This is a genomic window from Mycobacterium sp., from assembly GCF_036273375.1.
GTDB lineage: Bacteria > Actinomycetota > Actinomycetes > Mycobacteriales > Mycobacteriaceae > Mycobacterium.
On sequence record NZ_DASUHS010000183.1, the window covers coordinates 1 to 25,919 of the forward strand.

Consider the following 25,919-nt stretch of genomic DNA (forward strand, 5'->3'; position numbering starts at 1 on the left):
GCCGGCGAGATGGTCGCACTGTTCCTCGGTGGCGCCAATCGTGACCCGCAAGTCTTCACAGAGCCAACCAGGTTCGACATCACCCGGTCGAACGCGCGCGACCACCTGGCGTTCGCGTCTGGCATCCACGCCTGCCTCGGCGCCGCCCTGGCCCGCATCGAAGGCGCCACAGCACTGCGCGCCCTCTTCGAAGCCTTCCCCGATCTGCGCCTCACCGCTCCCCCACAACGGAGGGGCCTGATCAATTTGCACGGATACTCGCGGCTGCCGGCCCAACTCGGCGGCCGCAGAACGACTTCCGCCAAACTTCCCGTCTAAAGCTCAGGAGTTCTCATGTCCGCCAAGGACCACCCCAACAGTGCACCCGGCCTGCCGATGCTCTTCCCCTCCTGGATCGACCGGTTGCAGATGAAGTACATGAACCCGGTCATGCGGCGGGTAGCGCGCTTTCTGCCGACGTTCGTGGTGGTCAACCACCGCGGCCGCAAATCGGGCAAGCCGTATCGCACGGTCGTGAATGCCTATCGCAAGGGCAACGTCGTGGCAATCCTGTTGGGCCACGGCAAGACCGACTGGGTCAAGAACCTGCTGGCCGCCGGTGAGGCGGATCTGCAGGTTCGCAACCGCGACGTGCACATCACCAACCTGCGGGTGCTGCCCACCGGGGCCGACGGCGACGGACTGCCTTTCATCGCGCGCCTGGGGCTGCGCCGGATGGGCGTTCTAGTCGCCGACGTCGCCTGAAAGGGTCAGCTAGGCAACGGCTCTCGACCGATCGCCGGGGTGACGGAGGCATCCACGTCGGTTCCTTCGTGGCAGGGCGATCGCCGTCGCGCAAAGTGAAGCAGCGCACACAACGCGGAGTTGTGTCTTCACAACACATGACCTCTACTGACGCCGCCGTAAGTGGTGCACCATGGAAATCGCGACCCGTGGGTCCAACGACGAACTTACGGGTGCCTACAGACCCAACATCATCGCGACGCCGCGGCCCGACAGCCCGCGCTGCGGCCGCAAAACGGCCGGATCTCACGCCCGATCTGCGCCGCCACGAGGAACGAGAACGCCACATGACCACCACACGTCCCGTCAAGACCCGCAACGACGGTCAATGGGCGCTGGGCGATCGCGAGCCGCTCAACCACGCCGAGCAGTTCAAAAACGACGACGCGCCGCTGAACGTGCGCGATCGGATCATCAACGTCTACTCAAAACAGGGCTTCGACAGCATCGCCAAGGACGATCTGCGCGGGCGGTTCCGCTGGATGGGCCTCTACACCCAACGCGAGCAGGGCTACGACGGCAGCTGGACCGGCGACGAGAACACCGACAAGATCGAAGCCAAGTACTTCATGATGCGGGTCCGCTCCGACGGCAAGGCGATGACCGCACACACGATGCGCACGCTGGGCCAGATTTCGACCGAATTCGCCCGCGACACCGCCGACATCAGCGACCGGGAAAACCTGCAACTGCACTGGGTCCGGATCGAGGACGTGCCCGAGATCTGGCGGCGACTCGATTCCGTGGGCCTGCAGACCACCGAGGCCTGCGGTGACTGCCCCCGCGGCATCCACGGTTCGCCGCTGGCCGGCGACTCGCTCGACGAAATTCTTGACCCGTCGCCCGCGATCGACGAGATCGTCCGGCGGTCGCTGAACAACCCCGACTACGCCAACCTGCCGCGCAAGTACAAGACCGCGGTGTCCGGCCTGCAGGACGTCTCCCACGAGACCCATGACATTGCGTTCGTCGGCGTCAACCACCCCGAACACGGCCCCGGCCTGGACCTGTGGGTGGGCGGCGGCCTGTCGACCAACCCGATGCTGGCCCAGCGGCTGGGCGTGTGGGTCCCGCTGGACGAGGTGGCCGACGTCTGGGAGGGCGTCACCCAGCTGTTCCGCGACTACGGCTACCGCCGGCTGCGCGCCAAGGCCCGGCTGAAGTTCCTGGTCAAGGACTGGGGTGTGGAGAAGTTCCGCGATGTTCTGGAAAGCGAGTACCTCAACCGCCGGCTGATCGATGGACCGGCGCCCGCGCCGGTCAAGCACACCATCGACCACGTCGGGGTGCAGAGGATCAAGAACGGCCTCAACGCCGTCGGCGTCGCGCCGGTCGTCGGGCGCGTGTCAGGCACCACCCTGTCGGCGGTGGCCGATCTGATGGAGGAGGCCGGCTCCGACCGGGCGCGGTGGACGCCGTTCCAGAAGCTGGTCATTCTCGACGTTGCCGACGACAAGGTCGACGAACTGGTCGCGGGGCTGGAAGCGCTCGGCCTGCCGTCGCGGCCGTCGTCGTGGCGCAAGAACACCATGGCGTGCACCGGAATTGAGTACTGCAAGCTGTCGTTCGCCGAAACCCGGGTTCGGGCACAGACTTTGGTGCCCGAGCTGGAACAGCGCCTCGCCGACGTGGATTCTAAGCTCAACCTGCCGATCAGCGTGCATCTCAACGGATGCCCGAACTCGTGCGCCCGCATCCAGGTGGCCGACATCGGGTTCAAGGGTCAGTGGATCGACGACGGCGAGGGTAACTCGGTCGAGGGTTTCCAGGTTCACCTCGGCGGCGGCCTGGGCGAGCAGAGCGGCTTCGGCCGAAAACTGCGCCAGCACAAGGTCACCAGCGCCGAACTGGGCGACTACATCGACCGGGTGACGCGCAAATACCTCGACGGACGACAGGACGGCGAGACCTTCGCCTCCTGGGCGCTGCGCGCCGACGAGGACGAGTTGCGCTGAGGCCGCGATGAACACACTCGTACTCACCGCACACGGCAGCCGCGACCCCCGGTCGGGGGCCAACGCCGAAGCCGTGGCCGAACGCCTGACGATGATGCGGCCCGACCTCGACGTGCGGCTGGCGTTCCTCGAGCTCAACACGCCGAACTTCGCCGACGTGCTGGCCGGGTTGCCGGACAGCCGCCGCGCGGTGGTCGCCCCGTTGCTGCTGGCCAGCGCCTATCACGCGCGCCTGGACATCCCCAAGCAGATCGCCGACGCCGGCGCCCACGGCATCCGGCAGGCCGACGTGCTCGGCGAAGACCAGCGGCTGGTCGCGGTGCTGCGCGAACGACTCGTCGAGGTCGGGGTTTCCCCGCTCGACGACGACCTCGGGGTGATAGTCGTCGCGATCGGTTCGTCCAACCTCGCCGCCAATGCGCGCACCTCCAGGGTGGCGGCTCGGCTGACCGCCGGCACCCAATGGGCCGGGGCCGCAACGGCGTTTGCCACCCGGCCCGAGGCATCCGTGGCCCGCGCCGCCGATCGGCTGCGCCGCCGCGGCGCGCGCCGGCTCATCATCGCACCGTGGTTCCTGGCGCCGGGCCTCATCACCGATGGGGTGTCAAACTTCGCCTGCGACAACGGCATTCGGATGGCGGCACCGCTGGGGGCTCACCGACTGGTGGCCGAGACCGTGCTCGACCGCTACGACGAGGTGCTCGCCGAGGACGCTGCGGCCTAGGCTTTCGACGCCGCTGTGCGGCTGATGATGTGGCTGAGCAGGTCGCGGATCGCTCCCGGCGGTGGTGTCCGCCCGCCGATCCAGATGGCGCGAAACTTGCGGCGCAGGTCCAACTTCGGGATATTGACGGCGTGCAGGCGGCCGTCCGCCAGATCGTCGGTGACGGCCAGCCGGCTCATGGTCGCCGGGCCCGCGCCGGCGAGCACGGCGGCGCGCATCGCCGCCGCGGAGGTCAATTCCAGCACGGGCGTGGCTTGTTCCATGTCATCCCCGAGCACGCGGCGCAGCGCCGCCGTCAGCGAATCGCGAATGCCCGAATGGAGTTCGCGGGCTACCAGCGGTGTCTGCGCGAGTTCGCGCGCGGTCACCACCCGCCCCCGTCGCGCCCACTTGTGATCGGGCGGAACCACGATCACCAGCTCGTCCTCCCCCACCACACAGCTACCTAAACCCTTTGGCGTACCGGGGTTTTCGACGAATCCGAGATCCGCGCTGCCATCGCGAACCGAGGCGATGGCGTGGTCGCTGTTGGTGGCGGTCAGAAGCACCTGAGGTGCGGTATCGCCGCGCCGCGTCGCCTCGGCCTGCAGGGACAGCAGCCAGTGCGGCATGAGTTGTTCGGAGATCGTCTGGCTGGCCGACACCCTGATGCGTTCGCGGCCTTCCTTTCGCAGCGAACCCAGGCCCGCGTCCACCTCGCCGGCGACCTCGATGAGGCGGGTCGCCCAATCCGCCACGATCAGGCCCGCGGGCGTCAGTTGCGAGCCGCGCGTCGTCCGGACGGCCAGGGTGACGCCGATCTGGGCCTCCATCGTGGCAAGCCGTCGGGATATCGCCTGCTGGGTCAACCCGAGCTCACGCGCGGCCCGGCCGAGGCTGCCGGTCTCGGCGATCGCCAAAAACGCCTCGAACGAGGCGAGTTCGGGCAACCGAGGGCTAAGCGGCATGGGCGGCAGCTCACAATCAAATCGTGTGACACAACTATAGCTTGTGACACCACAACGCCAAACCTCTACTCACGCCCGGCCCGACCCGGAACCATGGGACGCATGAGGCATGCAGCCCACCAGGTTCAGACCCCGCAGCCTGGGCCCCGCTCTTTTGCGGGTTACCGATCGCTTCAACCAAGAGGCCGGTAGCCCACGCGGGTGCCGTCGCGCTAAATTAGCCAGCCAGATGTGTTTTGACCGCTCGCAGCCGGCTGACCCCGCTAGCCAGAAGGAAGGACAACACTCGTGGCCTACGTGATCGCCGAACCCTGTGTCGACATCAAAGACAAGGGGTGCATCGAGGAATGCCCCGTCGACTGCATCTACGAGGGTGCCCGGATGCTCTACATCCACCCCGACGAGTGTGTCGACTGTGGTGCCTGCGAGCCGGTGTGCCCGGTCGAGTCCATCTTCTACGAAGACGATCTGCCCGACGAGCACAGCCAGTACCTGCAGATCAACGCGGATTTCTTCACCGAGCTGGGCTCGCCCGGCGGAGCGTCGAAGGTCGGACTGACCGAGAACGACCCCGCCCCGGTCAAGGAGCTAGAGAATAGAGCAGAGGCGTCGTAGCCATCACGTGCCGCTAGTCCCATCCGGAGAGCCCGAAGGTGTCGCTTGGCCTCCGTCCGGAAAGTTTCTGAACTACCCACTGGTTCATCGAGACCTGTTGTTCGGCGGCTTCGACGGCGAGGCGGCTGTGCAGCTCCGGGGACGTCCTTATCACGATCGTGCCGCTGTAGTTGCGGTCCGCCATCGGCGTCGGTGGTGTTTCGCCGGTCGACAGCATGATTTCGATATGGCGGTCGACGGCCGTCTCGACCGTCTCGATGGCCTCCTGCGCGGTCGGCGCTTCGCGGCGCATGAACGGCAATTCGAGGCAGGAGCCGACGTATTCGCCGTGGTACGGCGACCACGCGACGCGGTAGGTGTAGTGGTTCACGCCGGGTTGGTAGCACGGGCGCTAACGATTTCGCGAGTCACTTATCCCCAGCGCAGAGGTGACGGCGCGGGGCGCCTGACACCACCCCCACCTCTCCCGGACCAATATGGCCGTCCCAAATCCAATAGCGCGGGCGCTATCAATTCAGAAAGTCATCTACCCATTTCGTAAGGTGAGGCAATGCGGATAGCTCGAATCGTCCACGTCATCCGGCAAATAGGGTCGTTGGCGGTCACCACCGTGACCGCGGCGACCACCCTCAACGCCTACCGGCCGTTCGCGCGCGGCGGATACCCCTCGCTGTTTTCGTGGATGTTCGGGCTCGTCGTCACCGAATTGCCGCTGCAAACGCTGCTCACCCAGCTCGGTGGACTGGCGTTGACCGGTCGTCGCCTGACTCGGCCCGTGCGAATAACCGCCTGGATTGTCGCCGGACTCTCGGCGCTGGGCCTGCTGAACCTCAGCCGCGCGGGACATCGGGCCAACGTGCCCCTGACCGAGGCGTTGGACAGCGGGCTGGGGGCCGACCGGCTCACCGAGTCGGAAAGCCTGTGGCGACAGCCGTCCGGCGCCGGCACCGCCAAGACCCCGGGGCTGTTACGCATGCTGCGGATCTACCGCGACTACGCCCACGACTCGGACATCAGCTATGGCGAATACGGCAGCGCCAACCACCTGGACATCTGGCGACGTCCCGATCTCGACCAGGCCGGCAAGGCACCGGTGCTCTTCCAAATCCCCGGCGGCGCCTGGATGACGGGAAACAAACGCGGACAAGCTCACCCGTTGATGAGTCACCTCGCCGAGCTGGGCTGGGTCTGCGTGGCGGCCAACTACCGGCACAGCCCGCGCAACACCTGGCCCGACCACATCGTCGACGTCAAGCGCGCCCTCGCCTGGGTCAAGGAGCACATCGCCGAATACGGCGGCGACCCCGACTTCGTCGTCATCACCGGTGGTTCGGCCGGCGGCCACCTGACGGCGCTGGCCGCGCTGACGCAGAATGACCCGCAATTTCAGCCGGGATTCGAAGACGCCGACACCCGGGTACAGGCGGCGGTGCCGCTCTACGGCATCTACGACTTCACGCGGTTCGACAAAACGCTGCATCCGATGATGCCGGCGCTGCTGATCAAGTCGATCATCAAACAAAAGCCCTCGACGCACCTGCAGACGTTCGAGGCGGCGTCACCGATCACCCACGTGCGCGCCGACGCTCCCCCGTTCTTCGTCCTGCACGGCAGCAACGACTCGCTGGCCTACGTCGAGCAAGCCCGCACGTTCGTCGAGCAACTCCGGCAAGTCAGCGGGCAGCCGGTGGTGTACGCCGAATTACCGCTCACCCAACACGCTTTCGACATCTTCGGCTCGGTCCGCGCCGCCCACGCCGCGGTGGCCGTCGAGCAATTCCTCGCCGAAATCTACGCCGCGCACCTGCGGGCCGACGCTGTTGCGGCCCCCGAGGTGTCGTAAACGCTAGGACTTCGGACGCACCCCGGCCGCGCGGTAGACGAACACCGGTTCCACCGGAAAACGCAGCGTCGTCGTGGGTAGGGCGTCCAGCACCTCGTCGGGAATTGTCTTCTTGTAGTTGAGCCTCATCGAGCCGCTGAAGGCGGGGTCGACTCCAGGGAGGTCGATGTCAATGCCGAGGCCCTTGTTGGTGATGGTGACCCGCCCCGGCCCCCGGTCGGTGTCCCACGGGCAGTCGATGGACCGCAGGTTGGCGTCGCCGCGCGCGGGAAAGGTGGCAACGATCCGGTCGGCGCTGAACGCGAACCCACCCGAATACCGCGAGACGCCGGAGGCCGAATACACCCCGGGCACATGGCCACTGAAGTGCCGGACCACCCCCACCCGGCCGGCACTGAAGATGATCCCCTCGGCTTCGAGTCCCTCCCGCAGCGCGGCGGGCAACTGGCCGATCTGGGACAGGTTGCGAAGGAATCCGAACACGTCCGAACCGTAGCCCCGCGCCTGGTGTCCCGCAGGCTTATTGCACCGTCACGGTCAGCGTGTAGGTGCACGCCGGTTTGGCGTCCTTGCCCACGAAGCTGGTGTACGACGTGCTGACGGTGGTGGTCCCCGGTTTCAGGGCGGCGAACGTCCACTCTTCGTTGCCCGGCGCCCCCAGCGCGTCAGAGGTCGGCTGGACGAACTGGTGGCTGAGCTGCTTGATGACCGACGCATCGCCGATCTTGGTGTCGGGCGTCCACCGGTACGGGGTGGTGTAGTTCGAGCCCAACTCCACCACCAGGGTGTTGCCGACGGAGAGGGTGATGTTCTGATTGATCTCACTCTGCGTCAGCACATCGTTCATGGGGACCTCGAGCGTTTTGGTCGACGGCGGGTTCCTGGACGCGAATTGGCAGCCCACCACCGTCGACAACATGAGCACGGCGACTGTTACCAGCAGCCTGACCTTCACCGGATCCCCCTTCGATTCCCGCCCCGGAGCCTAATACCCGCAATCACGTCGCCGAGCCACACTGGTCGCCAATGCGCGACAGCACGCTGCGGTGTAAGTGACACCGATTCGGGTATTCGGGGTCTCATGCCAGAGCCGCCCTTCGGGTATGGCGGCACAACTGGTTCAAGGGTGTCTCTTCGCCCAGCCGCTAGCTTTCTGAATTCGGCTTTGCTGCATGAGCTTTGGGGGAATATTGACAAAACCTCACCTATTGGATCGCGCGCTCTGCAAGCCGCCGCAACGATGACACGAACGGCGACGGACGAGATCACCACGGCCAGGCGCTGGTCGATGTTGACGGTCTCACAACTGGCCACGTTGTGTGCCAACGTGTTCATCAATGGGGTCGCCTTCCTGGTTCCCGCTCTGTCGAACCACGGCGAAAGCTTGGTCGAGGCCGCTTTATTGGCCTCGATGCCGAGCGTCGGCATGATGTTCACGCTCATCCCCTGGGGTTTTATTTTGGACCGCGCGGGTGAACGACTTGCGCTTTCGCTGGGGTTGGCGCTGACCGCGGCGGCGGGCTGGGCCGCGTCCATGATGCACTCGGCGATCGCAATGGGGACGTTTCTGATCCTCGGCGGGATGTCCGCGGCCAGCTGTATACCGGCCAGCGGCAGGCTCGTCACCGGTTGGTTCGCGGAACACCAGCGTTCCCTCGTGATGGGAATACGGCAGACCGCGCAGCCATTGGGCATTGCGGTAGCCGCCCTGGCCATCCCGGAGCTCGCCAAACACAACCTCTCACTGGCGCTGTTGTTTCCCGCCTGTCTGTGTGCCGTGGCGGCAGTCGTGAGCGTGGTGGGTGTCAAGGATCCGCCACGCCCGGGGCGACCCGACATCAAGATGGGCGAACTGGCCGACCTCTATCGCGGTACCTCGTTGTGGCGAATTCACTTCGCTTCGGCTCTGCTGATGCTGCCGCAACCGGTGGTCCTGACGTTCATGCTGATCTGGTTTACCGGCAAGCATGGTTTGCCGATGGCGTGGGCGGGCCTGTTGATCGGCGTGTCGCAAATGCTGGGCGCCGTCACACGAATTGCGGCGGGGCGATGGGCAGACCGCGTCAGCTCACGCATGGGGCCGCTCCGCAAGATCGCCGTCGTCACCGCGACGGTCATGATGGCGTTGGCACTCACCGATCAATTGGGCTGGGGAATCGCCGTTGGGGCCATGGTCATCGCCGCGGCGATCACGGGCGACAACGGGCTACCGTTCACGACCATCCCCGAAATTGCCGGGCCCTTCTGGTCTGGTTGGGCGCTCGGCAAACAAAACACCTTCGAGCGTCTGATTGTCGCGGTTGCCCCGCCGGCGTTCGCCGAAGTGATCGTGGCAGCCGGTTATCCACTGGCCTTCGCTGTGTGCGGTTTGTTTCCGCTGGCGGCGATGCCACTGATACCGCTCGGCGACAAGCCGGAGCGCGCACGCAATCAGCCATCACCGGTTGGGTAGTGGCTATCTGAGTCCGAACCCACGGCGCGCATACCGAGGGGGTCCGGCAGGATGGGCTGGTGTTTGGCCTCGAACTGATCGTTGCCCTGGTATCCACCGTCATCGTCGGGACGGTCATAGGCCGGCGCTATCGCGTCGGTCCCCCGGTACTACTCATCTTCCTGGGCGTCGGGCTGGGGCTGATCCCCCATTTCGCGCACATCCGGGTCAACGGTGAGATCGTGCTGTTGCTGTTTCTTCCGGCGATCCTGTACTGGGAGGGCCTCAACACCAGCTTCCGCGAGATCCGGGCCAACGCACGCATCATCGTGTTCCTCAGCATCGTCCTGGTGATCGCCACCGCGGTCGCGGTGTCGTGGACGGCGCGAGCGCTGGGGATGAATCCGCACGCCGCCGGCGTTTTGGGCGCGGTGCTGTCGCCCACTGACGCGGCGGCGGTGGCCGGTCTCGCGAAGAAGCTGCCACGCCGGTCGCTGACCGTGCTGAAGGCCGAGAGTCTCATCAACGACGGCACCGCCCTGGTGCTGTTCGCCGTCAGCGTCAACGTCGCGGTCGGTGGGTCGGCGATCACCCCGCCCGAGGTCACCGCTCGGTTCATCGGCTCCTACCTTGGCGGGATCGCCGCCGGTCTGTTGGTCGGTGGAGCGGTGACGCTGCTGCGCAAGCGAATCGACGCCCCCCAGGAGGAAGGGGCATTGAGCCTGGTGACGCCGTTCGCGGCCTTCCTGCTGGCTCAATCGATGGAGTGCAGCGGAGTCGTCGCGGTGATGGTGTCGGCGCTGGTCCTCGCTTACGCCAGCCCGCTGGTGATCCGGGCCCGTTCCCGGCTGCAGTCCTTTGCCTTCTGGGACATCGTGACATTTCTGCTCAACGGCTCGTTGTGGGTGTTCGTCGGTGTCCAGATCCCGGGAGCACTGCGCGGGATCGTGGGCGTCGACGGCGGAGTTCGGCACGCCTTGTTCGTGGCGCTGGCGATCACCGGAGTGGTGATCGTGTCTCGCATCTTCTGGGGCGAAATCACCACGCTGCTGATCCGGCTCATCGACCGCCGCCAGGTTCAACGCGAACGCCGGGTCAATTGGCGCCAGCGCTTCGTCACCGTCTGGGCGGGATTCCGTGGGGCCGTATCGCTCGCGGCGGCGGTGGCCGTGCCGATGACCACACTGAACGGCGCACCCTTCCCCGACCGAAGCCTGCTGATCTTCATCGTGACCGTCGTCATCCTGGTGACCGTCCTGGTCCAGGGCAGCACGCTGCCCGCCGTGGTTCGGTGGGCGAACATGCCCGAAGATGTGACCCACGCCGAGGAACTGCATCTGGCGCGATGTCGGGGGTCCCAAGCCGCCCTCGCCGCGTTGCCCACGGTCGCCGACGAAGTCGGCATCGGCGACGACCTGAGGCGGCGGCTGCAAAAGGAGTACGAGGAAAAGGCGGCGCTGGTGCTGGCCACCGAGAACGGATCGGCGGACAGCCGCATACTCAAGGGCCGGGAGAAGGTCCGGCGGGTGCGTCTGGGCGTGCTCGAACACAAGCGCCGCGAAATCACTTCGCTGCGCAACCAGAACCTCATCGACGACATCGTGTTGCGCGAATTGCAAAACGAGATGGACCTCGAGGAAGTGCAGCTGCTCGCCGCCGCTGCGGACGACGACGAGGACGAATAGGGTCCGTCGGTGGCCGACCGTACAGTCGGCCCCATGCTGCACACCGTCGCGATCCGCGGGTATCGCTCGCTGCGCGAGGTGATCCTGCCCCTGGGGCGTCTATCGGTGATCACCGGCGCCAACGGCGCCGGCAAATCCTCGCTGTATCGCGCGCTGCGCCTGCTGGCCGACTGCGGCCGCGGCGAGGTCATCGGCTCGCTGGCGCGCGAGGGCGGGCTGCAATCGGTGCTGTGGGCCGGCCCGGAGCAGCCGGCGGGCGCTCGACGCTCCGGGAAGACCGAGGGCACCGTGCGCACCCGGCCCGTGTCACTCGAATTGGGCTTCGCCGCAGACGATTTCGGCTATTTGGTGGATTTGGGCATCCCGCAGTCCGCCGGGAAATCGGTGTTCGCCCGCGACCCGGAGATCAAGCGGGAAGTGTTGTTCGCCGGCCCTGTCCTGCGGCCCAGTACGACGCTGGTGCGCCGGTCCCGAGTCTTCGCCGAGGCCAGCGCGGATTCCGGCAGCGGTTTCGACGAGTTGTCCCGATCGCTGCCGTCGTACCACAGCGTGCTCGCCGAATACGCCCACCCGCACGCGCTTCCCGAGCTCGCGGCCGTGCGAGAACGGCTGCGCGGCTGGCGGTTCTACGACGGCTTCCGGGTCGACGCGGGAGCGCCCGCGCGGCACCCGCAGGTGGGCACCCGTACCCCGGTACTCTCCGACGACGGCAGCGACCTGGCGGCCGCGATCCAGACCATCCTCGAGTCGGGGTTCGACGACCTCGATCGCGCCGTCGCCGAGGCATTCGACGGCGCCACCGTCTCGGTCGCCATCCATGACGGGTTGTTCGACGTCCAACTGCGACAGCGCGGCATGCTGCGCGCGTTGCGCGCGGCCGAACTATCCGATGGCACACTGCGTTTCCTGCTCTGGGCCGCCGCCCTGCTGAGTCCGCAACCGCCCTCGCTGATGGTGCTCAACGAACCCGAGACCTCGCTGCATCCCGACCTGGTGGCCCCGCTGGCATCTTTGATCCGCACCACCGCCGCGAAGGCGCAAGTCGTGGTGGTCACCCATTCCCGGTCGCTACTCGACTTTCTCGGCGCGACCCCGGTGGCAGATATCGAGGACGCCGTCGACGGCCAAGCAATCGAGATCGAGCTGTATAAGGACTGGGGCGAAACACGCATCAGCGGCCAGACTTTGATGACGACGCCCCGGTGGGATTGGGGCACTCGGTAGTCTTTCGTGCCATCGCGGCGCGTCTTCGCGGCCGCGTCGAATGTGCGTCCTGGGCGGCGAGTGTGAAACCTGGCGTCGAATGTGCGTCCTGGGCGGGTCCGCCCGGCGTGTCGCCGCCGTGGCTGCACACTCAAAGCCCTGAATGCACACCCAACATATAAGCCGACGAATTCGGCTCGGTTCAGGAAGCGGCCCTGCGTGCGGCGCTACAGCGCTGGTTCGGGCCGAAGACGGGCGGATAACGGCGCCCGGAAGCGAAGTTCACAGAGAGTTAAGGCACGCGTCGGTTCAGCATTGGTGAGTGCACATGCGCACCGCGTGTCCTCACGTTATGCGCGTCGTACAGGTCGCCAATTTCTATGGCCCTCGCTCCGGCGGCCTTCGCACCGCGATAGACCGGCTAGGCGCGGAATATTGCGCCGGCGGGCACGAAGTCTTCTTGATCGTCCCCGGCCAGCGCGCCGAACGCGCCCAGCTGTACACCGGCGTCGTCCGAATCACCTTGCCGGCCCGCCTGATTCCCTTCACCGGCGGCTACCGCGCGGTGATGCCGGGCCCGGTCAAGGAGCTCCTGGCCGCGCTGCGACCCGACGCGTTGGAGGTTTCGGACCGCCTCACCCTGCGATCGCTGGGGCGGTGGGGCCGCGACTACGGCGCCACGACGGTGATGATCTCCCATGAACGCTTGGATCGCCTTGTCGGACAAGTTCTTCCGCGAAGGGTCGCACAGAAGTTCGCCGACGTGGCCAATGCGCACACCGCCGCGAACTATGACACCGTCGTGTGCACCACCGGTTTCGCGCGCGAGGAATTCGACCGGATCGGTGCCGACAACACCGTCACGGTTCCGCTCGGTGTGGACCTGCAGACCTTCCATCCGCGCCACCACTCCTATCTGGTGCGCGAGCAGTGGGCCGCGCCGACCCAGTTGCTGCTGGTCCACTGCGGGCGGCTGTCGGTGGAAAAGCGCGTCGACCGCAGCATCGACGCAGTGGGCGTGCTGTGCCACGCCGGTGTCGACGCGCGGCTGGTGGTCGTGGGCGAGGGTCCATTGCGGTCCAGGCTGGAGCGACAGGCCGCGCGGCTACCGATCGACTTCACCGGTTTCGTCTCCGACCGCAACACCGTGGCGCAACTCCTGGCGTCGGCCGATGTGACGCTCGCGCCGGGGCCGCATGAGACATTCGGGCTGGCCGCGCTGGAATCGCTGGCGTGCGGAACCCCGGCCGTGGTCTCACTCACGTCGGCGTTGAACGAGATCATCACGCCGGACAGCGGCGCGTTGGCCGACAACGACCCGACCGCCATCGCAAAAGCGATCCGCGCCATCGTCAGTCGCCCCGAACGGCAGCGACGCATTTCTGCACGACGCCGCGCCGAGGACTTCACCTGGCACCGCGCCGCGACCGGCATGCTGGCGTCATTGGGCGCACCGTCCTTCGACGACACGCGTGGCGATTCCGAACAAACCGCATAACGCTTCCGAGGCCGCCCGCGTCCCCGGGTACGGCGGAGCTTGTCCGGCGAAGGCGCCATCGGTGAGCTCGCACAGGTCGCAGTGCTGGCTAGGCTCGCTGCAGACCGACAAGGAGGATCCGGTGGGAGCGCGCAGTCAGGTATTGATCACCGCCGCCGAACTGGCGGACATCATTGAAGCCGGCGATCCGGTGACCATCCTGGATGTGCGGTGGAGGATCGATGTGCCCGATGGGCGGGCGGCCTACCTGGAGGGGCACATTCCGGGCGCCGTGTACGTCTCACTCGACGATGACCTCAGCGACCACACGATCTCCGGCAAGGGCCGTCATCCGCTGCCGTCGGGACACAACGTGGAAACCTCCGCGCGCAGCTGGGGAATCCGGCAGGACGCGTTGGTCGTGGCGTACGACGACTGGAATCGCGCCGGCTCCGCACGAGCGTGGTGGGTGTTGACCGCGGCCGGACTCGACAACGTACGCATTCTGGACGGCGGCCTGGACGCGTGGCGATCAGCCGGACGAAGTTTCGAGACCGGGCCGGTCGAGCCAACGCCCGGGAATGTGACTGTGCCGCAGGATGATCTGTACGCGGGAAGCCGCCGTACGCTGACGGCCGAGCGAGTCGCCGAAGACACCGTGACGCTGCTCGATGCGCGCGCACCGGAACGCTATCGCGGCGACGTCGAACCTCTCGATCCCGTCGCCGGCCATATTCCCGGCGCGAAAAATCTTCCCAGCGGCTCGGTACTGGCGGCCGACGGCACCTTCCTCGACGACGACTCACTGGCACAACTGTTGTCCGATCGCGCAATCGAGCGTCACGACGCGGTGGCCGCCTACTGCGGCTCGGGCGTCACCGCCACGGTCACGATCGCCGCGCTCGCCGCGATGGGCCGGGAGGCCGCGTTGTATCCGGGGTCGTGGTCGGAGTGGAGCTCGGATCCCGGCCATCCGGTGGAACGCGGCGGCCAATAGTCGGCTTGCGTCGCCCAGCGGCGGCCGACCATTAGGCGACTTTCAAATGCGCTCGCACATACGCTAGCGGATCTGCGAAACACCTCATGGTCGGAGAGCCGGTACACCCGAAGGAGAAGCCGCCGCAACCGTTTTGGTGAGGGGTCGGCCGCCATCACCGGTTTGCCGGACGACGCCCCATCGAAAGTTGTTAGAATCTGCCCCGGCATGAATCCGCCTGGGAACACCACAATTATGACCGGCCGGCTCGACGGCAAGCTCGCGATCATCACTGGCGCCAGCACCGGCCTGGGACCGGTACTGGGCTCGCTGTTCGTCCGTGAAGGCGCGAAGGTGTTGCTGGCCGCGCGACGTGAAGAGCTGGTCCACGCCGCCGCGCACACGGCCGGTCCCGGCGCCATCGCGACGCGCGCCGATGTGACCGATGAGAACGACGTCGCGGCCATGGTGAGGCGGGCGGTCGACGAGTTCGGTCACGTCGACATCCTGTGCAACAACGCCGCCGCGCCCGGACAGGACCGCTGGATATGGGAGCAGACGCTGGACAACTGGAACGCCACCATCGCCATCGACGTCACCGCCGCGATGCTGTGCACCCGCGAGGTGCTCAACCAGTCGATGCTGCAGCGCCGCCGCGGCGTCATCCTGAATTTCTCCTCCACGGTCAGCTACGCCGGCATGGTCCGCAAAACGCACTACGTCACCGCCAAGGCGTCACTGCGGGCTTTCACTAAGGCCGTCGCCCTTGAGGTCGGCCCGCACGGCATCCGGTGCAACTGCATCGTGCCCGGGGCCATCGACACCGAGCTGTGGCGTAAATGGGTGCAACGCACCGCGGACGAGCAAGGCGTCGACGCCGAAACGGTTCGCGCCAAGCAACTCAAAGGCGTTGCTCTACAGGATATCTCCTCGCCCGAGGACATCGCCAACCTGGCGTTGTTCCTGGCCAGCGACGAAAGCCGCACCATCACGGGCCAATCCATTCCCGTCGATGCCGGAGGGTACATGCAGGGATGAGCGGACACACCAAACTGTCGGTGGCCACCCCGGTGGTGACGATGTTCCCCGGGAGCAGCGGTGATTGGGAGAAAACGGCGACCATCGAGGATCTGGCTCGGATCGCCGAGGACGCAGACCGGCTCGGCTACCACCACCTGACCTGCAGCGAGCACATCGCGCTGCCCGCGGCCGAGCGGGGACGCCGCGGCACCCGCTATTGGGACCCGCTGGCCACCTTCGGCTACCTGGCCGCACGCACGCAACGAATCCGGTTGGCCACCAACGTCCTGGTGCTCGCCTACCACCATCCGCTCGAAATCGCCAAGCGCTACGGCACCCTGGACCAGATCAGCGGCGGGAGGCTGATTCTGGGGGTCGGGGTCGGCAGCCTCGAGGAAGAATTCGATCTCATCGGCGCATCCTTCGACGACCGTGGCCCTCGCGCGGACGACGCCCTGCGGGCGCTGCGCGCCTCGCTGTCGGTCGACGAACCGGCCTACCACGGCGAGTTCTATTCGTTCGGCGGGTTGGTCGTCGATCCGTGCGCGGTCCAGGAGCGCGTGCCCATCTGGATCGGTGGGCGGACGCTTCGATCCCTGCGCCGCGCCGCAACGCTGGCCGACGGCTGGGCCCCCTTCAATGTGAGCCTGCGGCAGGCCCGGGATTGGCTGGGACGCTTCGACCTTCATCCCGGATTCGACGTCGTCCTGCCCGCTCCCGCATTGCTAGATCCGATCACCCAGCCGGAGAAGGCCCGCGACCTGCTGGGCGAGACCGCCGCGCACGGCGCGACCATCGTCCACGCCGCCTTCCGCCACACCTCGCTGCAGCACTACCTGGAGAACCTGCACGCCCTCGCCGAGCTCCATCCCCCCGCCGGCGGTTGCGCGTGATGCGCGTCAGGGCAGGCATATTCAGTCTCACCGCCGCCCCGCCCGACGATGACTGCAGTTATCTGCGCTGGCACCTGCTGGACCACATGCCCGAGCAATACCAGCTGCCGGGCATCGTGCATGGGTTGCGCTGGATCGCCGACGGCGATTATCCCGACCACCGCCTGGCGGCCAATGGTCTCCTGAGCGACATTCACAACGCGGTGCACTACCTGGTCGGCGATCCCGTCGAGAAGACCTTCGACGACTTCGTCACGCTTGGCCGCGTGTTGCGCGACAACGGTCGCTTCCCGGTCGTGCGACCGTCGCTGCAAGTGGCCGGCCTGCGCCTCCTGCAGTGGCAATCCTCGCCGCACGCCCTGGTGTCGCCCGAGGTGGTGCCGTTTCGACCGCACCGCGGCGTCGTGCTGATCGTCGAAGAACCCAGCGACGGCCGGCCGGACGACTGGCTGCAATGGTTGCACGAAGAGCACTACCCGGCCCTGCTCGCGACACCGGGTACGGCCGGCGTGTGGACCTTCGGTTCCAGCGCCGGGTGGAGCCACCTACCCCGTGGCTGGCGGACCATCACCAGTACATCACCGTCGTCTATCTCGACGAGGATCCGCTGACCACCATCGGTGCGCTGGCCCCCATCATCGAAGAGCGTTGGCGTTCAACGGCGGTCCGCCCGGTATTCGCCGGCCCACTGCGCAGCATGATCAGTTGGGAAGCCTGGCCGTAGGCCGTGACCGCAGCCTATGAGGCGCAGCAGGTGCACTCCGTTTGGCCGGCGGGTCCGAACGTCTCGGAATCGGCCTTCACCGTGTAGATTTCCCATCGTTCACCGCCCGGACCGCTGACCCACACTTTGTCCTGAGTGGCGAAGCAACACGTCGTGTCGATCTCTTCGTCGGTCAGCAGACCGGACCCGGCGAGCCGTTGGCTTTCGCTATGCACGTTGTCGCTGGAGGCGACCTCGATGCCGAGGTGGTTGAGGGTGCCCCCGTGGCCGGGGCTCTCCAGCAACACCAATTTCAGCGGCGGCTCGGCGACGGCGAAATTGGCATAGCCGGGTTTGACCTTGGCCGGCTCGACGCCGAAAAGTTTGGTGTAGAACGCGATTGCCTCGTCGAGATTGTCGACGTTGAGGGCCAGTTGAACACGCGACATGGTTACCTTCCTTTCTCAGCGGGTATCTCGATCGTCATCGTGGTCCCGAGCAGTTCCTCGATGAGTGCACGGACATGCTCGGCGATGTCCTCACGAATGGCCCGCACCGCCTCGACCGGCTGACCGGCGGGATCGCGCAGGCGCCAATCTCGGTACGAGACGCCCGAAAAATACGGGCAGGTGTCGCCGCAACCCATCGTGATCACCACGTCGCTGCGCTGCACCGCGTCGACGGTGAGAACTTTCGGGACGTCGGTGATGTCAATCCCCCATTCGGCCATCACCGCCACCGCGGCCGGATTGATTTGATCGGTGGGCTCCGTTCCAGCGGAGCGCACTTCGACGCTGTCGCCGGCCAAATGACTCAGCAGGGCAGCGGCCATTTGCGAACGGCCGGCGTTGTGCACGCAGACGAACAACACGTTAGGCCTATCGGCGCCGGCGGAGGAACTGCCAGACTCACCAAAGAGCCGCGGTCGCAGGCCCAGGGAAACGTAGACCAGTGCGACCAAGATCGGGACTTCGATAAGCGGTCCGACTACACCGGCCAGTGCCTGACCCGACGCGGCGCCGTAGGTGGCGATCGCCACCGCGATCGCGAGCTCAAAGTTGTTGCCGGCGGCTGTGAATGCCAGCGTGGCGGTGCGGGCGTATCCCAATCGCAACAGGACTCCCAGCGCGTATCCCACGACCCACATGATCGCGAAATACACCAGTAGCGGTAGCGCGATTCGCGCGACATCCCAAGGCCGAGAGGTGATCTGGTGGCCTTGCAGCGCGAAGAGGACGACGATGGTGAACAGCAACCCATACAACGCCCAGGGCCCGATCCGGGGCAGGAAACGACTCTCATACCAACTGCGGCCTTTGGCACGTTCGCCGAGACGACGCGACAGGTATCCCGCCAGCAGCGGGATGCCCAGGAAAATGAGTACGGATTTGGCGATCTGCCAGGCGGATACATCGATGCCGGTCGTGCTCAGACCCAGCCACCCTGGCAGCACCGACAGATAGAACCAGCCCAGCGCGGCGAACATGACGACCTGAAAGATCGAGTTCAACGCGACCAGGACCGCGGCGGCTTCACGGTCACCGCACGCGAGGTCGTTCCAGATAATGACCATGGCAATGCAGCGCGCCAAACCCACGATGATCAGTCCGGTGCGGTACTCAGGCAGATCCGGCAGCAGCAGCCAGGCCAGGGCGAACATCACGGCGGGCCCGATCAGCCAGTTCAGCACCACCGAGGCCACCATGAGCCCGCGGTCACCGGTGACGCTATCGAGCTGGTCGTAGCGCACCTTGGCCAGCACCGGGTACATCATCACCAGCAGGCCGATCGCGATGGGCAACGAGATGCCGTCGACCTCAACGGCGCTGACCGCGCGCCCCAGGCCCGGGACGAGCCGGCCGAGTAACAGGCCCGCAACCATGGCGATCGCGATCCATCCCGGCAGGAAACGATCCAACGTCGACAGCCGGGCGCCCACCGCCGTGTCAGTCAAGCTCATGACCCGCAATTCGCGGCCACTCGTGCGTCGACGCTCAACACCGACGAAAGTTGTTGCAAAGCAGCGGGAACCACCCAGTAGTACACCCACGTGCCGCGCCGTTCGCAGTCCAAAAGACCCGCCGACCGCAGCGTCTTGAGGTGATGGGAGATCGTCGGCTGCGAAACGTCGAATGTCTGGGAGATCTCACAGACACAGGCCTGGCCACCGGGGTGGCTGGCAACCAGGCTCAACAATCGCAGCCGCACCGGATCGCTGAGCGCCTTGAACATCGCCGCCAGCTCCGCGGCCTGCGGCTCGGCCAAAGCGGCCGCACCCAATGCCGGGCAACAGTCCATCAACGATTGATTCGACATCCATCTATATAAGCATGTATCGAATCAGAGCGCCAGCGGTGGAGTTTTTCACATGCTCCGCTTTTAGTCAGGCAGGGGGGACGAACGGGTCCTATAGTCCTCGTGTCGTCCTCGTCCCAAGGGAGTGCCATGACCAACACCGGCAATTGCCGCTGCCAGCGGTGGGCCGTTCGCGCGACTGCCGCAGTGGGCCTGGTGGCGTTGGGGGCCGGCCTGCCGGCCTGTTCCAGCAAGGGGGATCACCCGGCCGCCGCCCCGAGTTCAGGTCCGCCTCTGACAAGCACGACCGTCATGATCGACGGGAACAGACACACGATCATCGCCGCGGTGGACTGCACCCGATCGGCGGCGCAGCCGAGCGCGTCGCCCCCGGAATCGGGTGACCTCACCACCCGGATCAGCGTGCACGACGATTCCGCGTCGGTGTCGCTGGCCATCTCCGATGAGCAGCCGCCCAGCATCGACGGCTTCGCCATTTCGCTCAAGCTGGACAACGGTCAGTACCAATTGCCTTACCAGGGAACCAAATCACCCACTCAGGTCCAAACAACCAAGGTCGGCAAGGGCTACACGGTGACGGGGACGGGCCAAGCGACCACGCCCGGCCAAAGTGGTTTGCGGGACGTGACCTTTGGGATCCACGTGACGTGCCCGTAGGCGCGTATTGTCCGCCGAGACCACCTCTGCGATGCTGACAGCTTGGACATCTTTGCGCAGTGGCAAGACGGCGGCACCGAGCTTCGGTGGCGCTCGACAACGGCCGCCAACGACGGCCAAGAGGTCGCGGTGTTCAGTCGCCGGTGCGGCACTCCCGGTGCGCCCGCGTTGGTGTTGGTGCACGGCTTTCCGACCAGCAGCATCGACTATTTCGCGCTGGCGGGTGAACTGAGCGCGGACTTCGACATCTACCTGCTGGACTTCCCCGGCTACGGACTCTCCGACAAACCGCCCGAGCCCTACGTGTACTCCCTCTACGACGACGCGCGCCTGCTCGCCTATGCGATCACTCAGGTGTGGGGGCTCACCCAATACCGGATGCTCACCCATGACCGCGGCAGCAGCGTCGGCATGATCGCGGTGGGCATGCTTGCCGCACAAGATCCGCCGGCCGTACCCGTCGACCTGATCTTGACCAACGCCAACATCTACTTGCCGCTGTCCAACCTCACCGCCTTTCAGACCGCACTGCTCGACCCGGCGACCGCGCGGCCCACCGCGGCGGCCACGACGCCGGAGATGTTGGCGGCCGGCATGGGCGCAAGCACGTTCATGCCGCGACGGACGCTGGAAGATCCGGAGATCGCCGCGTTGGCCAAATGCTTTGCCCACAACGACGGAATCCGCGTGCTGCCCGACACGATTCAATATCTCCACGAGCGCGCCGCGGACGAAACCGGTTGGCTGGAAGCGCTTTCCACCAGCGAGGTCAACACGACGGTGGTCTGGGGCGTCCACGACAACGTTTCACCATTGCGAGTCCCCAATTCCGTCTGGCAGACGTATCTGAGGAACAAGCCGGGCCGCAACCGCTACTGGGTGCTGCCCGGCGCCGACCACTATCTGCAGTGCGACGCGCCGGGGCAACTAGCCCAGATCGTGCGGCTCACCGCCCAGGGCGGGCATATTCCGTTGCAGACGTTGGGAAACCAGCCCGACGGCGCGGTATTGGTGGACCAAAGCGACGCCTAGCCGCGCCCAGCGTGAAACTACCTTCACGTTCGGCGCCGAGCGTGAAACTAACTTCACGCTCGACGAAAAGAGCCAGACCGGGAGCTACCCCACGACAACGGGCAGGCGGGCCCACCCACGCACGCTCGCGGTATGCGCCCGTTGGGCGTTCGCATAGTCGACTTCCCAGTCCGGCCAGCGCTTGAGGACTTCTTCGAAGGCCACCCGCGCCTCGAGACGGGCCAGCGCGGAGCCCAAGCAGAAATGCAGGCCCTGCCCAAAGCTGAGATGAGCTCCGCGGCGGTGGATGTCGTAGCGATCCGCATCCGGGAAGTGGCTTTCGTCGCGGTTGGCCGAGGCGTTCAGCAATAGCATGAACGACCCCTCGGGAACCTTGCGGCCATAGTGCTCGGCATCGCGTGCGACATAGCGGGCCTGCACCGGTGACGGCGGCTCGTACCGCAGCGTCTCCTCGATCGCGCCGGGGATCAGCGCCGGGTCCGCGACGAGTTCGCGGCGTTGGTCCGGGTGATCCGACAACAGTTGGCCCATGAAACCGATGAGGCGAGCGGTGGTCTCGTTGCCGGCACCGGCGATCATCGCGGTGTAAGCCAGCACCTCAGTCCGTGACAGCGGACGCCGCGTGCCGTCCGGCTCATCGATCTCGGCCCCCAAGAGTTCGGTCATGAGGTCGTCGGAGGGATGATCGGCCCGCCATTCGATGTACTCGGCAAACAGGGCAATGGAATTCGCGAAGACATTCGCATCGACCGCGGCGGGGTCGCTGTCCCTGGACAATTCAATGTTGGCGACGCTGCGGTCGCGGATCTTCTCTTGATCAGCCTCGGGAATGCCCAGGAGGTACCCGATGGTCCGCATCGGCATCATCGCGCCGAGATCCGCGATGAAATCGAAACCGTTCCCGCCGACCAGCGGGTCGAGCTCGCCGACACAGAACCCGCGCACCAAATGCTCCACGGCGAGCATGCGCCGGGGAGTGAAGACCCGAGACAGCAGTTTGCGGTGCAGATCGTGCAGTGGAGGATCCTCGAACAGCAGAATGCCCGGGGGCACTTCGATATTCGCGAACAAGATGTCGGCCGTGGTCCCTCGGCCGGAGCGGTAGGTCTCCCAGTTCGGCAGTTCGCGCACCACGTCGTCGTATCGACTCAGCGCGTAGAAGTTGTACTTCTCGTTGTAGTACAGCGGCGCTTCCTCGCGCATCCGCTTCCACACCGGATACGGGTTCGAGTCGATCTCGACATCGAATGGGTCGTAGTACAATTCAACAGCACTGGGGCTTGTCATGGTCGAATCCCTAACTCAGTCATTGCGGTGCAAGAAGCCGTGCAAGAGCGCTTGAACGAGTTCCTCAACGATCACCTCCCGCGGCGGAGGCTTGTCCCCAAAGTAGGTCGAGCGCAGAGCGGCCATGCCCGCGATCATCGAGACCGTCGAGTGGGCTGGCAGGTCCGGGTGATCCGACCGCAGCCCCCGCAATTGCATGCCTTCCACGCTGATCTGGCCCAGCACGGTGACCGCCCGGCGGATCTCGGCGATGCCGGCGTCGGCCTTCTCCTCGTTGCTGAGGCTCTCGGCGGCCATCAGGGTCAACAGCAGGCCCTGGTGTTCGACGAACACGTCGTAGAGCTGCGAGACGAAAAGCCGTGTCAGCTCCTGCTCGTCGGTCTCCTCGGGAACCACCGACTGCCAGGTCTGGCCGAATTCGTCGACGAAGCTCACGAAGGGCACGACGAGCGCCTCGCGGAATAGCGCGGCCTTCGAACCGAAGTTGCGGAAAAGCAGGTGTTCGGTGACGCCGGCGGCCTGGGCGATTTCACGTGTCGTGGTGCTGCGATAGTCCTGACCGGCGAAGAGCTCCCGGGCAGCGTCGAGCAGAAGCCGGCGCGGCTCGCCGCGGCGGCGACGCGCCACCGTTGTCGGCAACGGCTGCTTAATTGCTCGCTGAGGCACCGATGTCCACTCCTCCGAACGGCCTTGGATCGGCCGGCTTGGGGATAGTATCCGCTATCCACATAGGATAGTATCCACTATCTTAAAGAAGCGCATCATCGGAAGGGTGACACCATGGGTGCTGTCATCATGCTCGGCACGCTGTTCGGGCTGATCGTCCTGATATTCGGGCTGGTACTCCGCTTCGATCCCGAGGCGAGGCGCCAACCGAGTGAAGCGGGCCGGCAGTGAGGACCGAAATGACGCCCGCGATGGCGGGGGCTATGTACTTTGCTTTAGTCAGTGGCATCGCGTTCCTCGCCATGGGGATCTATCTGAGCTACCGTCGCCGACGCGTCCACCCACTGCTGCTTCTCAGCATCTCAGCGATCTCGTTCTCGTGGATCGAGTCACCGTACGACTGGGCGATGTACGCACAGTTTCCGCCCGCTCTGCCCCGCATGCCTTCCTGGTGGCCGTTGAACGTCACATGGGGTGGATTGCCATCGTCAGTGCCCATCGGCTACATCTCCTACTTTGCGATCCCCGCACTGATCGGAGCCGCCCTCGGACGATGGCTGACCGCAGAGTTCGGATGGCGCAGGCCAATCACCCTTCTCACAGTCGGCCTCGCCGTCGGATTTTGCTGGGCTTTCGTGTTCAACGCCGTCACAGGAGCCCAATTCGGCAACTTCTACTACGGCTACGTGATTCCCGGCCTCGCAATCTTCGAGGGGACCAAGCACCAATACCCGCTTTACGACTCCCTCGCCATGGGCATCCAGATGATGGTCTTCACCTACCTTCTGGGACGGACAGATTCGGAAAAACGGAATGTCATCGAGGCGTGGGCTGAGAAGAGGGTGGGAAGTCGCCTGAAAGCGTCTGTCCTGTCCATCGTCGTCGTTGTCGTGATGGGAAACCTGCTCTACGGCGCGGTCTTTGCGCCCCATCTCATTACAAAGCTTGGTGGCTGGGTGACCGCGGGCCCGACGGAACAGCTGTACCCAGGCGTGCCGAACCAACCCAAATAAGCAGGAGTTCTGGTGGGTTACGAGAGCAAAGCCGAGCCGATCAAGATCGGCTATCTGATGGACTTCCTACTGCCCGAGGGCTTTCCGCAAACGTATTTCGAGGACCTGACGCAACCGTTTGATCTGGTGTTCAAGAAGGGAATCGACCAAGGGCTGATCGATCGGCCGATCGAGATCATCTACCGCGAAGTGGAGGGTCTGCCCAAGGGATCGGTCAAGGCGGTCATCGACGCCTATGGCGAGCTGTGTGACGAGGGCTGCCTGGCCGTCTTCGGCCCAAACATCGGCGACAACGTGATCCCGACCCGCGAAGCGATCGACGAGTGCTTCAAGGTCCCCTGCATCAGCGTGACGGGATCTGACGCGGCGCTGAGCGAATGGGTTTTCGCATTTCCGATGGGCTCGCACACCGACGAGCCGATCTTCTGGTCGGACCTGCTCGCGAAGGGCGGGCATACCGAGGTGGGTGTGCTGATCGAGCAATCCCTGATCGGCGAGGCGTATCTGAAGAACTTCCGGGATGCGTGCAGAAGCAAGGGTATTCGCATTGTGGCCGAGGCGTCGATCGCCCAGACCGCCGGAGACGTAACGGCCGCGGTCCGGGCACTGCACGACGCGAAGGCGCAGGCGATTGTGCATTGCGGATTCGGCTTCGGGATCGTGTTCGTCAACCCGGGGCTCGAGGCGCTGGGCTGGGATCCGCCCCGGTTCTGCGGTACCGCCTTTCAGAACGCCTGGCTCAACCCCATCATGTGGAACGCGTTCATGGGCTGGACCGGGGTCGACCAGTACGACGAGGGAAACACGGTCGGGCAGAAATTTTTGGACGAGTACAACGAGGCCTACGGCCGGCGACCGGAATGGTGTGTGCCGGTGGTGAATAGAGACGTCGCGCACACGCTGCTGCGCGCGCTCGCCGATGCGCACCCGTTGAGCCCGCGCGGGGTGAAGGAAGCGCTCGAACGCGTCAAGATGATGCCGGCCGCATCCGGTGCCCCGGGAACCCGGGTGTCGTTCGGCAACTGGTCTCGCCGCGCCTGGGTGGGTGCGGGTTATCTGGTGGCACGCCGACTCGACGCCGACGGTGTCAATTCGCACCTCGTCGATCGGTTCGGCGAGGAGTAGCGGTCAGCCGAGAGCCTCCGGCAGCACAACCTCGCCCACGCGCTTGAGATAGGGCCACGCGATGTCCGGTGGCAGCCCGCCGCACAGCGGCGACAGGTTGAGCACCTGGCCGGCTTTGACGCGCGAGATCGCCTCAGGGACAGAGATAATCACGTGCGACGTCCCCGTCTCACGCAGCTCGTCGACGGTGTTGACGTGGCTGAAGCCCGCCGTCGTCTCGTCCCCGGGGTTCCACGCGGCGTAGCTTCGCACGTCGTGCAGCAGATGCTCGCCGATCTCCTTCCACGCCTGATCCACGTCGTCGGCGACGAACACGACCGAGGGCGTGTTGCGGTCGGGAAACATCGTCGGCCCGGGCGTATGGCCGTGCTCGCGGCACGCCTCCTCGTAGGCCTCCTGCATACCTGGTGCGTTGGAGTTGCCCAGCATGCCCAGGCCATACCTGCCGGCCCGACGGGCCGCAGCGACCGTGCCCCCACCCCACATCAGTCCCGGGCCGCCGGGAGTCAGCGGGCGGGGTGTCACCGTGATCCGCCGTCCGTCCTCGACGAAGGTTTCACCGGCGAGC

The 25,919-nt window shown here is 65.6% G+C and carries 27 protein-coding genes and 1 pseudogene; 18 read left to right on the plus strand and 10 right to left on the minus strand.

The window, feature by feature from the left end; all coding sequences use genetic code 11:
• The 4 genes from VFW69_RS17000 to VFW69_RS17015 form a co-directional block, all read left to right on the plus strand.
• The coding region (locus tag VFW69_RS17000; protein ID WP_526502682.1) for a cytochrome P450 at nucleotides 1-318 on the plus strand (318 nt) is incomplete at its 5' end.
• 15 nt (nucleotides 319-333) lie between these two features.
• Complete coding sequence (locus VFW69_RS17005) at nucleotides 334-744, plus strand: nitroreductase family deazaflavin-dependent oxidoreductase (RefSeq protein ID WP_526502684.1); 411 nt, start codon at nucleotides 334-336, stop codon at nucleotides 742-744.
• A 326-nt stretch (nucleotides 745-1,070) separates the two neighbouring features.
• Nucleotides 1,071-2,738 carry a nitrite/sulfite reductase gene (locus VFW69_RS17010; protein ID WP_526502686.1) on the plus strand — a complete coding sequence of 556 codons (1,668 nt, stop codon included), beginning with the start codon at nucleotides 1,071-1,073 and terminating at the stop codon, nucleotides 2,736-2,738.
• A 7-nt stretch (nucleotides 2,739-2,745) separates the two neighbouring features.
• On the plus strand, nucleotides 2,746-3,462 hold the full coding sequence (locus VFW69_RS17015) for a sirohydrochlorin chelatase (protein WP_526502688.1): 717 nt from the start codon (nucleotides 2,746-2,748) through the stop codon (nucleotides 3,460-3,462).
• Here VFW69_RS17015 and VFW69_RS17020 read toward each other — a convergent pair.
• A complete protein-coding gene (locus VFW69_RS17020; protein WP_526502690.1) occupies nucleotides 3,459-4,409 on the minus strand; it encodes a LysR family transcriptional regulator in 951 nt (316 codons plus the stop codon). The genes VFW69_RS17015 and VFW69_RS17020 overlap by 4 nt on opposite strands.
• Nucleotides 4,410-4,697: 288 nt before the next feature.
• On the opposite strand from VFW69_RS17020, the gene fdxA reads away from it, so the two are divergent.
• Entirely contained in the window at nucleotides 4,698-5,024 is a 327-nt protein-coding gene (fdxA, locus tag VFW69_RS17025) for a ferredoxin (RefSeq protein WP_526502692.1), read from the plus strand.
• A gap of 13 nt (nucleotides 5,025-5,037) precedes the next feature.
• Here the strand turns inward: fdxA and VFW69_RS17030 are convergent, their stop codons facing one another.
• Nucleotides 5,038-5,394, minus strand: coding sequence for a type II toxin-antitoxin system HicB family antitoxin (locus tag VFW69_RS17030; protein ID WP_526502694.1), 357 nt, complete (start codon nucleotides 5,392-5,394; stop codon nucleotides 5,038-5,040).
• A 180-nt stretch (nucleotides 5,395-5,574) separates the two neighbouring features.
• Between VFW69_RS17030 and VFW69_RS17035 the strand changes: the two genes are divergently transcribed.
• Nucleotides 5,575-6,867, plus strand: a complete 1,293-nt coding sequence (locus VFW69_RS17035; RefSeq protein WP_526502696.1) for an alpha/beta hydrolase — start codon at nucleotides 5,575-5,577, stop codon at nucleotides 6,865-6,867.
• A 3-nt stretch (nucleotides 6,868-6,870) separates the two neighbouring features.
• Here VFW69_RS17035 and VFW69_RS17040 read toward each other — a convergent pair whose 3' ends face one another.
• Together VFW69_RS17040 and VFW69_RS17045 are read right to left on the minus strand one after the other, a co-directional pair.
• Complete coding sequence (locus VFW69_RS17040; protein ID WP_526502698.1) at nucleotides 6,871-7,350, minus strand: hypothetical protein; 480 nt, start codon at nucleotides 7,348-7,350, stop codon at nucleotides 6,871-6,873.
• A 37-nt stretch (nucleotides 7,351-7,387) separates the two neighbouring features.
• Nucleotides 7,388-7,822, minus strand: a complete 435-nt coding sequence (locus tag VFW69_RS17045; protein WP_526502700.1) for a protease inhibitor I42 family protein — start codon at nucleotides 7,820-7,822, stop codon at nucleotides 7,388-7,390.
• A 126-nt stretch (nucleotides 7,823-7,948) separates the two neighbouring features.
• Here VFW69_RS17045 and VFW69_RS17050 point away from each other — a divergent pair, with 126 nt between their 5' ends.
• The 8 genes and pseudogenes from VFW69_RS17050 to VFW69_RS17085 all read left to right on the plus strand — a co-directional run bounded on the left by VFW69_RS17050 (nucleotide 7,949) and on the right by VFW69_RS17085 (nucleotide 17,276).
• Nucleotides 7,949-9,319, plus strand: coding sequence for an MFS transporter (locus tag VFW69_RS17050; RefSeq protein ID WP_526502702.1), 1,371 nt, complete (start codon nucleotides 7,949-7,951; stop codon nucleotides 9,317-9,319).
• 59 nt (nucleotides 9,320-9,378) lie between these two features.
• On the plus strand, nucleotides 9,379-10,983 hold the full coding sequence (locus tag VFW69_RS17055) for a Na+/H+ antiporter (RefSeq protein ID WP_526502704.1): 1,605 nt from the start codon (nucleotides 9,379-9,381) through the stop codon (nucleotides 10,981-10,983).
• Nucleotides 10,984-11,016: 33 nt separating this feature from the next.
• Nucleotides 11,017-12,207 (plus strand): AAA family ATPase, encoded by a 1,191-nt coding sequence (locus VFW69_RS17060; protein WP_526502736.1) that lies wholly within the window; start codon nucleotides 11,017-11,019, stop codon nucleotides 12,205-12,207.
• A gap of 331 nt (nucleotides 12,208-12,538) precedes the next feature.
• Entirely contained in the window at nucleotides 12,539-13,684 is a 1,146-nt protein-coding gene (locus tag VFW69_RS17065; protein WP_526502706.1) for a glycosyltransferase, read from the plus strand.
• Nucleotides 13,685-13,805: 121 nt separating this feature from the next.
• Nucleotides 13,806-14,660, plus strand: a complete 855-nt coding sequence (locus tag VFW69_RS17070) for a sulfurtransferase (protein ID WP_526502738.1) — start codon at nucleotides 13,806-13,808, stop codon at nucleotides 14,658-14,660.
• Between the two features lie 207 nt (nucleotides 14,661-14,867).
• Nucleotides 14,868-15,677: an SDR family NAD(P)-dependent oxidoreductase gene (locus tag VFW69_RS17075; protein WP_526502708.1), complete on the plus strand. Its 810-nt coding sequence runs from the start codon at nucleotides 14,868-14,870 to the stop codon at nucleotides 15,675-15,677.
• On the plus strand, nucleotides 15,674-16,552 hold the full coding sequence (locus tag VFW69_RS17080; RefSeq protein ID WP_526502710.1) for a TIGR03619 family F420-dependent LLM class oxidoreductase: 879 nt from the start codon (nucleotides 15,674-15,676) through the stop codon (nucleotides 16,550-16,552). The genes VFW69_RS17075 and VFW69_RS17080 overlap by 4 nt, the downstream gene beginning before the upstream one ends.
• Nucleotides 16,552-17,276, plus strand: a pseudogene (locus VFW69_RS17085) (hypothetical protein). The gene VFW69_RS17080 and the pseudogene VFW69_RS17085 overlap by 1 nt, the downstream one beginning before the upstream one ends.
• A gap of 14 nt (nucleotides 17,277-17,290) precedes the next feature.
• Here VFW69_RS17085 and VFW69_RS17090 read toward each other — a convergent pair.
• Genes VFW69_RS17090 through VFW69_RS17100 form a run of 3 tightly spaced genes read right to left on the minus strand, consistent with a single transcriptional unit; the run spans nucleotide 17,291 to nucleotide 19,571 of the window.
• On the minus strand, nucleotides 17,291-17,704 hold the full coding sequence (locus tag VFW69_RS17090; protein ID WP_526502712.1) for an ArsI/CadI family heavy metal resistance metalloenzyme: 414 nt from the start codon (nucleotides 17,702-17,704) through the stop codon (nucleotides 17,291-17,293).
• Between the two features lie 2 nt (nucleotides 17,705-17,706).
• On the minus strand, nucleotides 17,707-19,215 hold the full coding sequence (gene arsB, locus VFW69_RS17095; RefSeq protein WP_526502714.1) for an ACR3 family arsenite efflux transporter: 1,509 nt from the start codon (nucleotides 19,213-19,215) through the stop codon (nucleotides 17,707-17,709).
• Nucleotides 19,212-19,571, minus strand: coding sequence for an ArsR/SmtB family transcription factor (locus tag VFW69_RS17100; protein WP_526502716.1), 360 nt, complete (start codon nucleotides 19,569-19,571; stop codon nucleotides 19,212-19,214). Before VFW69_RS17100 ends, arsB begins: the two co-directional genes overlap by 4 nt.
• Nucleotides 19,572-19,700: 129 nt before the next feature.
• On the opposite strand from VFW69_RS17100, the gene VFW69_RS17105 reads away from it, so the two are divergent.
• Entirely contained in the window at nucleotides 19,701-20,228 is a 528-nt protein-coding gene (locus VFW69_RS17105) for a lipoprotein LpqH (protein WP_526502718.1), read from the plus strand.
• Between the two features lie 42 nt (nucleotides 20,229-20,270).
• Complete coding sequence (locus VFW69_RS17110) at nucleotides 20,271-21,260, plus strand: alpha/beta fold hydrolase (RefSeq protein WP_526502720.1); 990 nt, start codon at nucleotides 20,271-20,273, stop codon at nucleotides 21,258-21,260.
• Between the two features lie 84 nt (nucleotides 21,261-21,344).
• On the opposite strand, the gene VFW69_RS17115 is transcribed toward VFW69_RS17110, so the two are convergent.
• The gene (locus VFW69_RS17115; RefSeq protein WP_526502725.1) at nucleotides 21,345-22,547 is read right to left on the minus strand and encodes a cytochrome P450; all 1,203 of its coding nucleotides are present in this window, start codon (nucleotides 22,545-22,547) and stop codon (nucleotides 21,345-21,347) included.
• A 15-nt stretch (nucleotides 22,548-22,562) separates the two neighbouring features.
• Complete coding sequence (locus VFW69_RS17120; RefSeq protein WP_526502727.1) at nucleotides 22,563-23,213, minus strand: TetR/AcrR family transcriptional regulator; 651 nt, start codon at nucleotides 23,211-23,213, stop codon at nucleotides 22,563-22,565.
• Nucleotides 23,214-23,440: 227 nt separating this feature from the next.
• Here VFW69_RS17120 and VFW69_RS17125 point away from each other — a divergent pair, with 227 nt between their 5' ends.
• Both VFW69_RS17125 and VFW69_RS17130 read left to right on the plus strand, forming a co-directional pair.
• Nucleotides 23,441-24,226: a spirocyclase AveC family protein gene (locus VFW69_RS17125; protein WP_526502729.1), complete on the plus strand. Its 786-nt coding sequence runs from the start codon at nucleotides 23,441-23,443 to the stop codon at nucleotides 24,224-24,226.
• A 12-nt stretch (nucleotides 24,227-24,238) separates the two neighbouring features.
• Nucleotides 24,239-25,351: an ABC transporter substrate-binding protein gene (locus tag VFW69_RS17130; protein WP_526502731.1), complete on the plus strand. Its 1,113-nt coding sequence runs from the start codon at nucleotides 24,239-24,241 to the stop codon at nucleotides 25,349-25,351.
• A 3-nt stretch (nucleotides 25,352-25,354) separates the two neighbouring features.
• On the opposite strand, the gene VFW69_RS17135 is transcribed toward VFW69_RS17130, so the two are convergent.
• Nucleotides 25,355-25,919, minus strand: a 565-nt coding sequence (locus VFW69_RS17135) for an LLM class flavin-dependent oxidoreductase (protein WP_526502734.1), incomplete at its 5' end; no start/stop codon positions are given.